Genomic DNA, 16304 nt, shown 5'->3' with positions numbered 1-16304 from the left:
TGTTTCAATGTAACAAAAGTTACTTCCTATAGTATTTCAATCTTATTTCTGCTTTGCTCAATCTTTTCTTCGTTTTCCAATTGCTTTAGGAGTCGGGAAATAACAACTCTTGATGTGTTGAGCTCCTTGGCTATTTGCTCATGTGTTTTTTTGATTTCAAATGACCCGGACGCCTGCTTTTTATCTAATAAATATTTGTAGAGCCTCTCATCCATTTTCATAAATGCCATGCTGTCTATGGCTAAAAGCATCTCATCAAATCGCTCTCTATAAGAATTGAAGATAAACCTTCTAAAAGATTGGTATTTTGCTATCCAGCTGTCAAGGTATTCAACGGGGATCATCCAAATAAGTGAATCCTCTTCTGCAGAGGCGCTTATCTGACTTTTTGAGTTGTCTATACAACAGCTTATAGACATAGCACAGGTATCTCCCCCTTCCAGATAGTAGAGGAATATTTCGCTGCCATCTTCATCATGTCGGGTTACTTTGAGTACACCTTCCAACACTAGAGGAATAAAGTTGTTGTTCTGTCCTGGCCTGACAATTACTTCTCCAGCAGTCACCTTTTTAGACCTGCCATTAGCATAAATTTCATCCACTAGCGCTGGCTCAAAGCCATACTTCAACAGGTGGCCACTCAATTCTGATTTATCCATAGCTGAAATTATCTTATATTCAAAGATATCATAAATGAAGTAACCATTGATACTGCAACTAGGTTCATACTAACATTCAAATTGTAAATAACAAAACCAATGGGCAATTGGAAACAACTGTTAATGGGCATAAGATTTATGTGAACTATAGGGGGAGGAATGACCTTTTGGAGGTTACGACCCTTGAAGATTGCAGAGCAATATTGCTATTACAATGTGACCTCAATAGATGACGGGCTCTTTATCAAAAAGAGTTTCTTCAAGTTAATTAAAACCTATTGTTCTTGTTCATTTCACCACTAATTTTTTGTGATATTCCCGAATTTGGACATAATACAATCCAGCTTTCAATCCGTTGATATCTACTACAACGCTTTGATTATTTATACTTTTTACATGAAAGTCCTTAACAACTTGACCTTCCGTTGTTAAAATTTTAACGGCTACTCCATCATATAAGATATTTCCCTGAAGTGTCAATTCATTTGTTGAGTTTGGATTTGGGTATAGATTTATACTGTCTTCGCAAGAGACATTATGAGCTTCAGTGCTAATGATTTTAGAATAACCAAACGCACCATCAAAATCTACATTTCTCAATTGATAGTAGAGTTTTCCGCAGGATGGAGCTGGATTGATTCTATACTCATAATGTTTTAATAGACTGCTGCTTGATTTGGACTCGGATATTTCTTCTATTTTCTGCATCTCACTTGCACCTTCAATACCTTGATAGATTTCAAAATGACTGTGATTGATTTCCTCAGCTGTTTTCCAGTTTAGTACGATTTCATTACGCTCGCGTTTTGCAGTAAAAGAGATTAATTCTACCGGAAGAGGGGTGCTGGAGAAATTAACCGTAGATTGAAAAGATACTCCAGGATCGATACCGTTTCTGTCAGCAAAAGCTGTGGCAGTTATGTTATAGGAAGCTCCGTCTGAAGGTAGGAAAGCAGAACTATTGTCTCCTCCCATAGTGTAATTGGCATTATCGTTTATTGTAAAGAAATTACCATTGTCATCTAATGAAAAACGCACACTAGCCCTGGAATTGAGGTTTTGTGTAGCAGCAGCGATATTTATTTTTCTGGGATCATCATATAAGGACATATCTACTAAATAGTCACCGTTTATGTTATCTATAAAATTACCGTCATAAAAAAACTGCAGTGCAGTTACCTCGGGGCTTGTGGAAGAGGTTATAAGTTCAATGGATATTTCATCACTGGCTGTGTTCATTTGAAGATCAGTCACTGTAAGTCTGAAAGTATATGCACCTGGAGTGTCCATACTTATGGCTAATGTAGGCGAGGAAGCACCTTGAAGGTATAAAGATGGTCCCGACAGTTTTACCCATGAATATTGCAAGGTCAAGTCATCACCATCAGGATCCATTGCAAAACTATTTATTTTGAGGGTTTCATTGGATGCAATAAAAGTTTTATCTGAACCTAAATTCACAAGAGGCTCAAACTCTTTGATAACACCTTTATCTAAAGACTCCATCCAGTCATAAATAGGGTAACCAGAAGACAAATCAAATACTTGATCCCATCCATTGTGTCCTTTGGCTTTGAATACAGTTAGCAAGGGAGGCAAGTAAGGAGAAGGGGAGCAACTATTCAGGCTCTCAACAATTACTTGAGAGCCAGATCTACCAGCTTGATTGAAATCATCCATTGGTATAAGTCCATCGGAATCACCATGGAATGCCCAGACTGCCACATCACTTATTGTGCAGATATTTTCTAAGGAAGAGTTGCCGCTTATGGGCACAATGCCAGCAAACTTATCGGGATAAGTAAGGGCAAAGTCCCAAATTCCTTTGGATCCAAGACTAATTCCTACTCCAATAATTCTGTCTTGATCAATCAGATAATTATGTTCTACATCAGCTAGGACCTCAGCTACGGAGTCAATATTCCAAATAAAATCATTACTAAATTCACCTTTGGCATGAGGGGCGACCATAATAAAAGGATATCCCAGAAGGATGTTATTTTGAGCAATTGCCCTAGGTAACCCTTTACCACTTAGCTTATCAATACCATTTTTAAGAGCTTGGGCACCGTGCAGATATAGGATCAAAGGATATTCTTGAGACGGGTCATGACCCTCTGGCAGATACAACAAGTATTCATTGCCATCTGGTGATGTTTTGATGGTCATGTCGACCTGCTCTTGCGCTTGAACAACACAAACTGTAAAAATACTGGACATCAACAAAAGCAAGGCTTTTTTCATGGGGTAAGTTGGTTTTGGTAAGCTTTTCGGCATAAGAGTATTAGCTTGCCTGCCCGTTCCTGTTAAATATACTTAAATTCAACCTTTAATAGAGTTATTCTATGAGATTTTTAGATTAAATAGCGCAAATTGAAGGGCAGGGTGTAGCAACAGCTTTAGCTAAATTTACATTAGACTATGCTCGAATGAAAGGTTATCAAATTGTGGTTTACTGCCCTTTTGTGGAGGAGTATATTAAAAGTCATCATAAGTATTTTGACCTTCTGAATCACAAATTTCAGAAGCCAGAAAGGTTTAATTGATAAGAGTGGCTATTATCTGGTTAGTTAAGTATTTTTAGTGAATGATGAAAAATCTTCTAATACTATTAATTGTAATCCCAAGCCACTTAAATGCACAAGAGGCTAACGTCCCTTTTTTGAGCGCTGATGATTTTGATTTTGAGTTGGATTACAACTTTAAGACCAAGCCCTACAATGTAAAAGATGTAGCCTATTCTGAGCGGGAGTTGAATAATTCAACTGAGAATCTTCCTTATGTTAAGATGAAAATTATATTAAAAAACACCTCTGAAGATCAATTCAGATATAAGGTTCATACCAACAAAAGTGATATTATATTGAATCGAAAAATTAAGGGAAACGATGATTTTGTAATAGATATGGGCTTCGCTGATGATATTAAGGATCGTGTACATGCTCACCAATTTTCAGTAATAATCTACAATAAGGATAAAGACCCTCTTTCAAAAATTGTTATAGAATTTAGCGTCAATGGAGATATGTTTATCAATGAAAAATTGATGGGTAAGATTTGATAAATATCTGATTTTCAATTAGATAATATAAAATTTTATTTTTTGGCCTCATAATTGTTTAATCTGGTTTAGGAAACCTAAAGTACTAGACACATGAAACAGTTATTACTACTTCCGCTTTTAGCCATAGCATTTTCAGCTTGTGAAATTACCGTAGTTGAAGACCCGGTTCCAGTTATTATTAATGATAGCAGAGACAGGTTCACTGGCTTTTTTGATGCTGAAGAGTATAGTAAGACTGCTCGTATTTATACTTACTACACTATAAGGGTAGTAAAATCCTCCGGAAATAATAATGTCGTATTTATTCGCAATTTCTATGGATTGGATATTGAAGTCTTTGCAGAGGTACATGGTAATGACATTTTCATTCCAGAGCAAGATGTAGAGGGGTACCATATTGAAGGAGATGGATACCTTGACGGAGGTGAGCTAATCTTATATTATTCGGTTTTCGATCATTTAGACCCACATGCGCATACAGACTTCTGTGAAACTGTTGCATTCAGATAAAATAGTTGTGTTGTTGTTTAGTTTTGAGTCCCGTTCTTGGTAATACCGAGAGCGGGATTTTTTTGCCGTTTGTAAAGTATCAAACGATATAGTTGCCATTAGGTACAAACCTTTAGGTTAAGCCTGCGTAACTTACAGCGGTAATCAATACACATTATACTACATGAGAAAATTTATATCGATGCTCTTTCTAGGGCTAATTTTTTCACTTTCCATTTCTGCCCAAAAACCATATAATCCTAATTCGGCAGAGATACTTTTAAAAATCAAAAAATTAAACTTCTTAGGCACTGTATTATATGTTGCAGCTCATCCTGATGATGAAAACACGCGCTTAATAGCCTATTTAAGTAATGAAACATTAGCTAATACTGCCTATTTGTCAATGACCAGGGGTGATGGAGGACAAAACCTTATAGGGCCTGAAATAAGAGAAGGCTTGGGAGTGATTAGAACTCAAGAATTGTTAGCCGCCAGAAGAATTGATGGTGGTAGACAGTTCTTTACCCGTGCGAATGATTTTGGGTATTCCAAATCGACTGAAGAAACCCAGAAAATATGGAATAGGGAACAGGTATTGTCAGATGTAGTTTGGGTGTATAGAAATTTTAAACCAGATGTAATAATAACAAGGTTTCCACCTGATGAACGGGCAGGTCACGGCCATCATACCACATCAGCAATATTTGCAGAAGAGGCTTTTGATCTGGCTGCTGACAAAAATGCCTATACTGACCAGTTAAAGTTTGTAGAGCCTTGGCAGGTAAAGAGGTTATTTATGAATACAGGTAGATGGTGGAGTCCTGATATTAATGAGGAAACTCCGGGAGTATTTGTAATTGATGCAGGAGCCTATAACCCATTATTGGGAACTTCTTATACTGAAATGGCGGCATTGAGCAGATCACAACATAAATCCCAAGGTTTTGGATCAACTGGCCAAAGAGGAGAGTCTTTGGAGTTTTTGGAGCCCGTGAAAGGAGATAAAGCTGAGTTTAATATTTTTGAAGGTGTTGACACATCATGGAAACGGGTAAAAGGTGGTGAGAAAATCGGCAAAATGATTGATGAAATTATTGCCGAATACAACCCTCAAACTCCTTCAGCAAGTTTGCCGGAATTATTAAAAGTCAGAGATGAAATTCTTCTATTGAAGGAGAAACATTGGCAGGTTCAAAAATTGAATGAGGTTGATGAAATTATTAAAGCTGTTTTAGGTTTGTATGTTGAAACCCGTGCTGAGGATTATAATGTTAGCCCAGGAGATGCCTCGAAGCTTTCGATAGAGGTTGTTAATCGTTCCAATACCCCTGTTAAACTTGAAGCAGTAGCAATAGACCATCTCAAGGATACGATCACCAGCGTTGTCCTTTCTAACAACACTAAATTAGAATTTAGCACAACGGTTGTGATACCTGAAAGTTGGAATTATTCGATGCCCTATTGGTTGAAGGAAGAAGGTACACTAGGAACCTATAAAGTTGAGGATAGGGCCTTGCGTGGAACCCCTGAAAATGTCCCTGCTATTGAAGTTTCATATGCAATTGAAGTGCTCGATCATAAAATAATGTTAGAGTCTCCCGTGATTTACAAATGGAATGATCCCGTAAAAGGAGAGCAATATCGGCCATTTATTGTTACACCTCCAGCTTTTGTAAATATTGAGGAACCAGTATATATATTCAGCGGTACTGAATCTAAAAAGGTAAATGTTACGGTTAAAGCAAGTAAATCCGGCATTTCTGGAACTGCAACTTTAAATGTTCCTAAAGGATGGAAAGTACAGCCTGAAAATCAAAAGTTTGAGCTGGCTTTAAAAGATGAAGAAGCCATATTGTCTTTTGATGTTGTGGCTCCTGAGGGGCAAAGCACTGGGGAGATTAGTGCAAGTATTTCTGTAGCAGGGCAATCACATAACAATAGTATTCAAACTATTGCCTACGACCATATTCCTACTCAAGTGCTTATGCCAAGAGCAGCTTCTAAAGTGGCTAAAATTGACATTAAGAAGGAGGGAAATGTAATAGGTTATATTCAGGGAGCAGGTGATGCCATTCCTGCTAGTTTAAGGGAAATTGGTTATGAGGTCTGGGAAATGAAGGACGAAGAAATTACACCCGAGAATCTTGCCAAGGCAGATGCAGTGGTTTTGGGAGTAAGGGCTTTGAATACCAATGACAGAGCTAAGTTTTACATGCCACATTTATTAAATTATGTTTCTGAAGGAGGAACGCTTGTTGTTCAATATAATACCAATTTCAGGTTGAAAACAGAGGAATTTGCACCATATCCACTTCAGTTATCACGTGATCGTGTTACAGAGGAAGATGCAAAGATTAAAATATTAGATCCTAAAAATCCATTGCTTAACTATCCAAACAAAATAACTGAAGCAGATTTTGATGGCTGGGTGCAAGAGCGTGGTCTATACTTCCCGGACAAATGGGATGAAAAATATACACCACTGCTATCCAGCTACGATGAAGGTGAAGATCCTAAAGATGGTGGGCTGCTTGTAGCAGATTATGGCAAAGGAAAATATATTTATACAGGTTACTCATTCTTTAGAGAACTGCCAGCAGGAGTTCCCGGAGCATTTAGATTATTTGTTAACCTTGTATCAGCCGGTAAAAAGGAGCAGCCGTCAAACAAGAAAGTATCCAACTCTCAAAAATAAATGGAAGAAAAGTCCACTCATGTTAACTCGGAGGACAAACCTCCCTTTTTAAATAAATGGAAAAATATCTATTGGCTGTTAATGGCTAATCTGGCATTTTTCATTCTGTTGTTTTATCTCTTTACCCTTCATTTTTCATGAGTAGTATTGATTGGATTGTACTATTTGGTACCCTCATTTTTATTGTTGCCTATGGTGTTTGGAAATCGAAGGGTTCCAACAGCATGGACAGCTACATTAGAGGAGGGAATGATTCTAAATGGTGGACAATAGGTCTATCCATTATGGCCACCCAGGCCAGTGCCATTACTTTTTTATCAACGCCAGGCCAAGCGTACACCGATGGCATGCGCTTTATCCAGTTCTATTTTGGTTTGCCATTGGCCATGATTATCATTTCAGTATTCTTTTTACCTATTTATTATAAGCTAAAAGTCTACACTGCCTATGAGTATCTCGAAACCAGATTTGATGTAAAGACAAGGCTTCTCGCTGCGTTTATATTTTTGGTTCAGCGGGGCTTAGCTGCCGGGATTACTATTTATGCTCCGGCCATAATACTGTCGTCATTGCTGGGGTGGAGGTTGGGTTATACAACTACGATAATTGGCATTTTAGTTATCATATACACAGTTTCTGGAGGGACTAAGGCTGTTTCTCAAACGCAAAAGCAACAAATGGCTGTTATGATGGGAGGGATGATTGTGGCAGGACTTCTGGTAATATACTCACTTCCAGATAATGTTGGGTTTGTAGATGCACTGCATGTAGCAGGCAAAATGGGTAAGCTGAATGTTGTGAACTTTGATTTTGACCTTTCTGACCGTTACAATTTCTGGTCTGGTATAACTGGAGCTGTGTTCCTTTTCCTTTCTTACTTTGGTACAGACCAGTCGCAGGTGCAGAGATATTTGTCTGGTAAGTCATTGTCAGAGAGTAGGTTAGGCCTTATGATGAATGGTTTGCTAAAAGTACCTATGCAGTTTGTTATTCTGTTTATAGGGGCCATGGTGTTTGTATTCTATCAGTTTAATCAGCCTCCAGTTTTCTTTAATGATACAATAAGAACTGAAATGGCAACCTCCGAAAAGGCTGCTGAGTTTGAAAATATTGAAAGCCAGTATCAGCAGTCATTCGATGATAAGCGATTGGTTGTAGATGAGTTTGTTAGTGCCATACAAGACGGAGATGAGGAACAAATAGACATTAAAGCAAAAACATTAAATGATTTGCAATTGAAATCTGAAGAGTTAAGATCAGAGGCCAAAGCTGTGATAGCAACAGCACTACCAGACGCTGAGACCAATGATAAGGATTATATCTTTATGAATTTTGTGATGAATAACCTGCCAGTAGGTATTATAGGCCTATTGTTTGCCGTGATTTTCTCAGCAGCGATGTCTTCAACTTCATCAGAACTTAATGCGCTTGGTTCAACGACTACAATAGATTTCTATAAGCGAAAGTTAAATCAAAAAGGCTCAGACAGGCATTATACTCAATCATCCAAGCTATTCACCCTTGCATGGGGAATTCTGGCTATTATTTTCGCTTCTTATTTATCATTGTTCGAAAATCTTATTCAGGCCGTGAACCTGATTGGTTCACTATTTTACCCTATAGTACTGGGTATTTTTATAGTGGCCTTTTTTGTCAAATATGTAAAAGGAAATGCTGTTTTTATAGCTGCTCTAATCAGTCAAGCATTAATTATTTATACTCATTATCTCAATGTAGAAGGTGAGGCAGGATTGTTTACAATGGGTTTCTTATGGTACAATGCTTTTGGCTGCTTGTTGGTAGTGCTGATTAGCTGCTTGATACAATTCATATCAGGCTCTCCTAAGAAAAATGGTTAAAGTGTATTCAGAATTTTTTCAATAAAAAATGCCATCCACTAACCAGCGGATGGCAAAACTATTTAACCTAAACAAAAAATATTAGTAGGCATTCAGGTATCTGGTACCCGAAGCATTTTTAATCTCAAAAGTGAACTGATTGGCTTCCACTGAAGAAAGATCATAGATTTTTCTAAACCCATATAAGTCATTTACCTTTTCTTCATGAATGGTGTTGCCATTTTGATCGTAAACCTTGATAGAGGTTGGTAAAGCTCTTTCATCTCTGTTCACCACAGCCAATCTAAATTTCTTGCCATCATTAACATTTAAGACATTTGCTGCAAAATTTGGCTCATTAGATGGTTTAACTATTGTTACAGTTTCGCTTAACGTAGTCCCATCAGGAATGGTAACATCAAAAGTATAGTCTCCAGCAGGAAGCAGTTCCATATCGTACGGTTGTGAAAATCCTGCTTTGTTGTTGATTGTTGTTTTGTGGATTATTTCACCAGATGCGTTTTTCAGAGAGACTTTTACCTGACCTTGTTCTTCATCGAGATAGACCAGTTTAAGATGCTCTGGCTCGTTGCTCATAATAGCCACTTTTTTGGTGGCATTTTTGTCTTTTTCTTCTCCTGTAGCAAATGCGGTGGCTACCACCAGCATCATAGCTACTGCTAATGTTGTTTTTTTCATTGTTGTTTTTATTTTGTTTGACCTGTGTATAAAAACGTGGTTCGGGATGCCTCTAGTTGTGTTTTTGAAGTTATTTTAGAAGAATGGTCGCAAACGATGGCGAATGGGTTTTATTAACATTTTGACTGTCCAAAATGGGGGAGATTTCTATCAAAAACATGGACTCTGTTTTTCTAATAACATTTTGTTTTTATTTTACATACTTCATCCGATTCAAAAACAACAGATGTCACAAACATTCAATATTAACTTACTAAATGAGGCAGAATTAGAGCTATTGCGCCATGTTACTGACCCACTGGCAGATGAAACAATAACAGCTATTATTTCTTCTGGTTATGAGGCTAAGATCAATGAGGTTTTTATGACCTTGGTAAGCAATGATAGCTTCGATAGTTCTACCTTTTCCCATTTTGATGATGCTCTTGCTGCACCACTCAATCTGTATTTTAAAAAGTCATCTGTTCTTCCTGATTGGGCAGATTGTGATTTGATTAATCAAGGTGAAAAAATATTCAGCCAATATGGACCTGAAATATTTATGCTTCTCAATGTAAGTGCCCTGCCTATGTGCTACACATGTGCAAAGGGCGCTCATGTACTGTTTAGAACAGGTCGACTATTGGAGCATAATAATGATATTGATCCATTGGCCAGAAGACTGATGGAGACCGCACAAATGATTATGAATGTGCTCTCTGAAGGAGGTCTTGCTGCTGGCGCTGGCGGAAAAGGAATTGTTACAATTCAGAAAGTTAGGTTGATTCATGCCTCAATCAGATATTACCTTAAGCATTCTAAAACAGGCTGGGATGAATCGACATATGGTGAACCAATCAATCAGGAGGACTTAGCAGGCACATTAATGTCCTTTGGGCCGGTTATCCTTAACGGCTTGTTAAAACTAGGAACTCCGATGTCAGAAACGCAGAAAAATGCCTATATGCATTGTTGGAAAGTGGTTGGATTTCTTATGGGAATTGATGAAAAACTTTTGCCTGATACCTACGAGCAGGGTTTTGAATTGGCAAACAAGATTTTGAAACATCAGGCCAAGCCATCTGAAGAGGGAACGGCTTTAACACAATCATGCATCAATTTTATCAATTACATTTTACCAGGCAATGCGTTTGATAAGGTGCCAGTATTTTTGATGGACTACTTCTTGTCTAGTTTTACAGCGTCCTCATCCATTGATTTACAAAACTGCATTGGCGTGAAGTCAGATGAAAATTTGAAAGATAAAATAGTTCTTTCCATTTCCAGAATTATATCAAAAGATTTGGGGCAGTTGGAAAAGTCGAGGTTGGTACAGCAAATAATCAAGCCATTCAATAATCTGCTACTAAAATCTATCATCCATCATTACAATTATGGTAAGTCAGTACATTTCTTTATTCCACCTTCGCTTCAATCGAATTGGGGGATAAGCAATGAATGGATAAATCATCTGGAAACACCTTCAATTGGCAAGAATAGATTAGTTTGGCAAAAACAGAAGTAAAATTATGATTTATAAAACAACTGGATTAGATAGAACTACCATAAGAGTTATTTTGGCATCATCAGGGCTGCTCATTCTCTGGTCTTTGGTGAGTTCTTTAACTAAAGCTGGCCCTCTAAGCGCCAGCATCATTACTTATGGGTTATATGGTTTTTATTGGGGGTATGCCCTGCTGAGGGGCAACCCATTGATATTGAGGTTATTGATAATCGGAACAGTAGCAGGAGTTATGGAGCTCGTTACAGATCATTATCTTGTAGATATAATAAATAGCCTTGTATACCCAGGAAATGAGCCTATGATCTGGAGTTCACCGGCTTATATGCCGATGGCATGGTCAAATGTAATTTTGCAATTAAGTTTTATAGGGGTGATGCTCACCGAAAAGTTTAAGTTAACAAAAGCATCTATTATCCTGGGTGTTGCAGGAGGCATGTACATTCCACTGTATGAACATCTTGCAAACAATGCGGGTTGGTGGTGGTACCATCCCAATACGGTCATGATTTTTAATGCACCACTTTATGTCATAGTCTGCGAAGCTCTAATATCCTTGTCTTTACCAGTGCTGATTTTTTATTCTGAGCATAACAAAGTTGTGAAATCAATTGGATTGGGAATTGTAGAAGGAATATGGATTTTGATAAGTGCCTTTGTGGCCTTTAAAATAGCCCATTAGCACTTTAAAAACGGTTTTTAAATTATTAAATGGACTCTCTATATTTAGATATTAAAATGTATATTGGTCGCTAATTTGACATTTGATTATTGCTGTTTAGTACTCAATTAACTTCTTTCATAATTATATGAATATTGGCCGTCTGGTAGATTTTTTTATAAGTCCCTCAAGATATCATGATCCTGAGAATTTAAGAAGATCAAGGTTATTTGTGAGAGCTTGTTTGCTAACAAGTCTTTTCTCAAACTCCTATATATGGTTGAGCGTTTATTTTCAGTACGATAAGGGTGTATATCTTATGACCTATAATGTTTTAGGTTTTTTGCTTATACCCTTGCTTGCCAGAACTAAACTGCCAATAACATGGCTTGGCAATTTATATGTTAGTATAGGTGCCTTTGCCATACTTGTTCTTACTTATTATTCTGGTGGAGTGTGGTCGGCAATTTATCCCTGGATAATCAGTATTCCAGTGCTTGCTTTGCTGGTTGTCAATAAAAACGCTGGTATTTTTTGGGGCCTGCTATCTTTTGGTTTCATGGTTTGGTATGCTGTCTTAGCAGTACAGGGAGTGGAACTGCCAGTAGAGTATAATATAGAAGATCGAACGCTGTGGTATGTGACCGTTGTTCCAGGCTTATTGCTCATTATTCTATTTATCTCATTTGTTTTTGAATTTACCCAATCCAAAGCCTTAAAAGACTTAGAAGAAAGCAATGCCGTTCTGAAAACGCAAAAGGAAACCATTGCATCACAGTCGAAAACATTGGAAAAACTTATAGAAGAGAAAGATTACATCATCAGGATTTTGGCACATGATTTAAGGAACCCACTAAAAAATATTACCGGTCTTGCACAATTACTGGAGCTTGAGGACGATGCTGTTCGTGTGAAAGAATGTACAGCAATGATCGTACAATCGTCTGCCAAAGCACAACATTTGGTTAACCGGGTCTTGGAAATGGATGCTTCTGAACAGGAAGTAGGTGCAATAAAATTATCAAATATAAAACTGGGGGCTGTTTTGCATCAGGTTCTTGATACCCTTACTGATGCTGCTAAACTTAAAAGAATAGGAATAAAAGTAGTGAATAAAGCTACTAATGATATTGTCCTCGCTGAAGAGACTTATTTGACGTTAATTTTGGAAAACCTAATTTCTAATGCAATCAAGTTCTCAGAGAATAATAAAACAGTAACAGTGAAATTGGAGAATGAATTAGGGAATCTTAAAGTAAGTATAATCGATGAGGGGCCTGGCATTGAACCTGAGGAAGAGGAAATGCTTTTTAAGAAATTCTCAAGGCTGAGTGCAAGGCCAACTGCCGGTGAAAGTTCTACAGGTTTAGGGCTGTCTTTGGTTAAGCGCTATGTAGAGCTTGTTGATGGTAAAGTGTGGTATGAACGGGACGCTTCTGTTGGAGCTACATTTGTGGTAGAGATCAAAACAGTGGGTTAGATATATTTCTCGAAATCACCAAAATTCATGGACTGTTGTTCACAGATAATTTTCAGCCAGCTTGCTACATAATCTAATAATGCAGAGTGCTTCTTGTCCCTGATATACTCTGTCATGTACTTAACATGCATAATAATCCACATTTCCTCAGCCATTTTGAATGTGATATCATACTTGGCCGACCCTTCTAAATTAATGTTTAGACACAAACCAACCCTTGCAAGTTCTTTGTACACTTCCTGATAGGTAGCTGCTTCTACTGTTTTAGAACTATAGTTCATAATATTCATGAAGGTTTTGAAATTGCCATATTTCAAATTTTCACCTTCTCTCTTCAGAAAGTCCTCGATTTTATCACAAGCCTTGCTGCATTCAAGTCTTTCTTCTTCAGTTTCTAAAATTATAGGGTATTCCATGGTTCAAAATAACTTAGCGAGCTCAAATCTAAACCAAAGATATTACTTATCATGCTGGGAGTCACCATTATTGAAATATGCTATTTGAATTAACTTAATTCCATTATCAATACTTTATTTGGATTTATTCTAAATAATCTGGTTTACTAAAAAGTTTGATTCTATATTTGAGTTTATTTAGATATATTCTAAATAGTTGCTATGGGTAAAAAGATCGTTTTAGTTGACAGCCAGTACCTAACCAGGGTATCAATTACATCTGTGGTTGAGAGTATTGAGGGTCTGTCTGTATATCAGACATATAATTACCCTGATGAGGTGATTTCAAAAATTGACAGCACATCTTTTGATATACTTATTACAGAATATTCAGATGATTATCCAGAACAACTAAATGAGATCCTTAAGATTGGGAATACTTTAAAAATTCCAACTCTAGTAGTTACCAATTCGGAAGATACTCTGGTTATTCAACGGTTACTCAAATCAGAAATTAAGGGTATTATTACCAAAAATTGCAGTCAGGAAGAAATAGAGTTAGCGCTCCGTAACGTAGCAGATGAAAAGCGTTTTTATTGTAACAGCGTTCTCGACATTGTAATTGATGAGCAGCCTAAGCCATTAAAAAAAACGGTAACACCAAAATTTGATTTGTCCTCTCGTGAACTGGAAGTTTTAGAGTTGATTGCCAACGGATTTACTACAAGACAGATAGCAGATCAGCTATACCTAAGCATTCATACCATCAATTCACACCGCAAGAATATTTTAAAAAAACTTAGCATAACATCTCCAGCTCATCTGGCAGCATTTTCAATCGAAAGTGGTCTGGTTAAGATGTTTGAATAATTTGATCCAATGAGATTGTAGATAATATCGAGCATGCTAACCTTCTTTAGTTGCCATTTATATAAGATATTGGAGTGTTGATATTTGAATTTGTCTATTAAGAGTATAATCAATCGCTAATTAGGTTTTATATTATTAGATTGATCTCTCGAATCAATTAACTTAACAATGAAGAATCTTTTACTATTCCTTACTATTTTGTTGGCAGTAGCCAGTTGTGACCAACCAGATTATGATACCATTTTGAAAAATGGGTTAATTTATGATGGCTCTGGCGATAAACCATACAAAGCAGATGTAGCTATAAAGGCTGATACAGTGGCTGCTATAGGAGATTTAAGTGAGTTTACTGCTACAGAAATTATAGACTTAAATGGATTAGCAGTGGCACCTGGTTTTATTAATATGTTGAGCTGGGCCAATACTGCATTGTTAGAAGATGGCCGGTCGCAAGGAGATATTAGGCAGGGTGTCACGTTGGAGGTATTAGGAGAGGGCAGTTCTATGGGGCCACTTACTGACAGTATGAAACTGGACATGAGTACCGATCAGGGCGATATTAAATATGAAGTGAAATGGACTACCCTTGGTGAGTATTTACAGTACCTTGAAGAAAAGGGCATTTCTACCAATGTAGCATCATTTGTAGGTAATGGAACACTTAGAAGGTATGCAGTTGGCAACGAAAATAGAAAAGCAACTCCAGAAGAACTTGATGTAATGAAAGGTTTGGTAAAGCAAGCCATGGAAGAAGGGGCTGTGGGTATTTCATCTTCTTTATTATATGCGCCAAGTGGTTATGCTGACACTCAAGAACTGGTAGAGCTGGCCAAGGTGGCATCGGAATATGATGGTATGTACATTTCACACATCCGTAGTGAAGGCTCGGAATTGCTGGAAGCTATCAATGAGTTAATCACAATTTCAAGGGAGGCCAATATTGCGGCTGAGGTGTATCATCTAAAGGCTTCGGGTCAGGAGTATTGGAATAAATTGGATACAGCTATTATGCTAATTGAAGACGCACGTAAAGAAGGTCTGCTAGTAACAGCAGACATATATACTTATCCTGCTTCTTCCACGGGACTGCATGTTCAGCTTCCGGATTGGGTGAGAGAAGAAGGGGTAGAAGCAACAATTAAGAGGCTAGCTGATTCCACTTTAAGAGAAAGAATACTTTCAGAAATTAAATTCACAAATCCACCATCATCAATTATGTTGGTTGGGTTTAAGAATGAGGAATTAAGGAAGTACACTGGAATGAGATTAGATGCGGTGGCCGAGGAACTTGGTAAAACCCCAGCTGAAGCAATGATTGATCTTATTGTTGAAGACGATAGTAGAATTCAGGTGGTTTACTTCTCCATGTCTGAAGAGAATATTGCCAAAAAGGTAGCAGTTCCATGGGTGAGTTTCTGCTCTGATGCAGGGTCATATACTAATGAAGGAGTATTTATTAAATCCAGTACTCACCCAAGGGCTTACGGTTCATTTATTAGGGTATTGGGTAAGTATGCCCGTGATGAAAAAGTGATTACACTTGAAGAGGGAATAAGAAAGCTATCATCATTACCTGCACAAAATCTTAAGCTAGAAAAAAGAGGTATGCTCAAGCCTGGGTACTATGCAGATGTGGTGGTTTTTGACCCTGAAAAGATTAATGACAAAGCCACTTTTGAAAAGCCGCATCAATATGCAGAGGGGGTCATACACGTTTGGGTGAATGGGACTTCGGTGCTAAAAGATGGAAATCATACTGGAGCTAATGCAGGTAGATTTGTCAAAGGCCCGGGGTATAGGGGCAAGTAGTTCTGATTTCTTAATACAGGGCTTTAATGGGTTTTTGTAGCGGTAATTAGAGTGAGACACCCAAAGGAAAAAAAGGTAAAAATCCTAGGACTCAGTGGTTCTGGAGAGTAATTAAGATATGTAATTCAAAAGAAATATGAT

The 16304-nt window shown here is 37.5% G+C and carries 14 protein-coding genes; 10 read left to right on the top strand and 4 right to left on the bottom strand.

The window, feature by feature from the left end:
* Positions 1-26: 26 nt before the first annotated feature.
* Both RIB54_RS02625 and RIB54_RS02620 read right to left on the bottom strand, forming a co-directional pair.
* Entirely contained in the window at positions 27-659 is a 633-nt protein-coding gene (locus tag RIB54_RS02625; protein WP_350068516.1) for a Crp/Fnr family transcriptional regulator, read from the bottom strand.
* Between the two features lie 288 nt (positions 660-947).
* Complete coding sequence (locus tag RIB54_RS02620; RefSeq protein ID WP_350099146.1) at positions 948-2903, bottom strand: PKD domain-containing protein; 1956 nt, start codon at positions 2901-2903, stop codon at positions 948-950.
* A 119-nt stretch (positions 2904-3022) separates the two neighbouring features.
* Between RIB54_RS02620 and RIB54_RS02615 the strand changes: the two genes are divergently transcribed.
* From RIB54_RS02615 to RIB54_RS02595, 5 genes are all read left to right on the top strand, one after another.
* A complete protein-coding gene (locus tag RIB54_RS02615; RefSeq protein ID WP_350099251.1) occupies positions 3023-3205 on the top strand; it encodes an N-acetyltransferase in 183 nt (60 codons plus the stop codon).
* 41 nt (positions 3206-3246) lie between these two features.
* On the top strand, positions 3247-3720 hold the full coding sequence (locus RIB54_RS02610) for a hypothetical protein (protein ID WP_350099145.1): 474 nt from the start codon (positions 3247-3249) through the stop codon (positions 3718-3720).
* A 93-nt stretch (positions 3721-3813) separates the two neighbouring features.
* On the top strand, positions 3814-4233 hold the full coding sequence (locus RIB54_RS02605; protein ID WP_350099143.1) for a hypothetical protein: 420 nt from the start codon (positions 3814-3816) through the stop codon (positions 4231-4233).
* A 163-nt stretch (positions 4234-4396) separates the two neighbouring features.
* The gene (locus RIB54_RS02600; protein WP_350099142.1) at positions 4397-6910 is read left to right on the top strand and encodes a PIG-L family deacetylase; all 2514 of its coding nucleotides are present in this window, start codon (positions 4397-4399) and stop codon (positions 6908-6910) included.
* A 137-nt stretch (positions 6911-7047) separates the two neighbouring features.
* On the top strand, positions 7048-8769 hold the full coding sequence (locus RIB54_RS02595) for a sodium:solute symporter family protein (protein ID WP_350099141.1): 1722 nt from the start codon (positions 7048-7050) through the stop codon (positions 8767-8769).
* A gap of 81 nt (positions 8770-8850) precedes the next feature.
* Here the strand turns inward: RIB54_RS02595 and RIB54_RS02590 are convergent, their stop codons facing one another.
* Positions 8851-9447 carry a hypothetical protein gene (locus RIB54_RS02590; RefSeq protein WP_350099140.1) on the bottom strand — a complete coding sequence of 199 codons (597 nt, stop codon included), beginning with the start codon at positions 9445-9447 and terminating at the stop codon, positions 8851-8853.
* Between the two features lie 226 nt (positions 9448-9673).
* Between RIB54_RS02590 and RIB54_RS02585 the strand changes: the two genes are divergently transcribed.
* The 3 genes from RIB54_RS02585 (at position 9674) to RIB54_RS02575 (ending at position 13089) form a co-directional block, all read left to right on the top strand.
* Positions 9674-10951, top strand: a complete 1278-nt coding sequence (locus RIB54_RS02585) for an oxygenase MpaB family protein (protein WP_350099139.1) — start codon at positions 9674-9676, stop codon at positions 10949-10951.
* A gap of 4 nt (positions 10952-10955) precedes the next feature.
* Positions 10956-11630 carry a DUF6989 domain-containing protein gene (locus RIB54_RS02580; protein ID WP_350066819.1) on the top strand — a complete coding sequence of 225 codons (675 nt, stop codon included), beginning with the start codon at positions 10956-10958 and terminating at the stop codon, positions 11628-11630.
* Between the two features lie 127 nt (positions 11631-11757).
* Complete coding sequence (locus RIB54_RS02575) at positions 11758-13089, top strand: sensor histidine kinase (protein WP_350066817.1); 1332 nt, start codon at positions 11758-11760, stop codon at positions 13087-13089.
* Here RIB54_RS02575 and RIB54_RS02570 read toward each other — a convergent pair.
* Positions 13086-13505 carry a hypothetical protein gene (locus RIB54_RS02570; protein ID WP_350066815.1) on the bottom strand — a complete coding sequence of 140 codons (420 nt, stop codon included), beginning with the start codon at positions 13503-13505 and terminating at the stop codon, positions 13086-13088. The genes RIB54_RS02575 and RIB54_RS02570 overlap by 4 nt on opposite strands.
* A 201-nt stretch (positions 13506-13706) precedes the next feature.
* Between RIB54_RS02570 and RIB54_RS02565 the strand changes: the two genes are divergently transcribed.
* Both RIB54_RS02565 and RIB54_RS02560 read left to right on the top strand, forming a co-directional pair.
* Positions 13707-14354 carry a response regulator transcription factor gene (locus RIB54_RS02565; protein ID WP_350099138.1) on the top strand — a complete coding sequence of 216 codons (648 nt, stop codon included), beginning with the start codon at positions 13707-13709 and terminating at the stop codon, positions 14352-14354.
* Positions 14355-14522: 168 nt separating this feature from the next.
* Positions 14523-16163 carry an N-acyl-D-amino-acid deacylase family protein gene (locus tag RIB54_RS02560; RefSeq protein ID WP_350099137.1) on the top strand — a complete coding sequence of 547 codons (1641 nt, stop codon included), beginning with the start codon at positions 14523-14525 and terminating at the stop codon, positions 16161-16163.
* The last annotated feature ends 141 nt before the right edge of the window (positions 16164-16304 follow it).

The organism is Fulvivirga sp., from assembly GCF_040218215.1.
Classification (GTDB): Bacteria; Bacteroidota; Bacteroidia; order Cytophagales; family Cyclobacteriaceae; genus Fulvivirga.
Note: the sequence above shows the minus strand (reverse complement) of the source record. Positions and strands in the feature narration are given on the sequence as shown.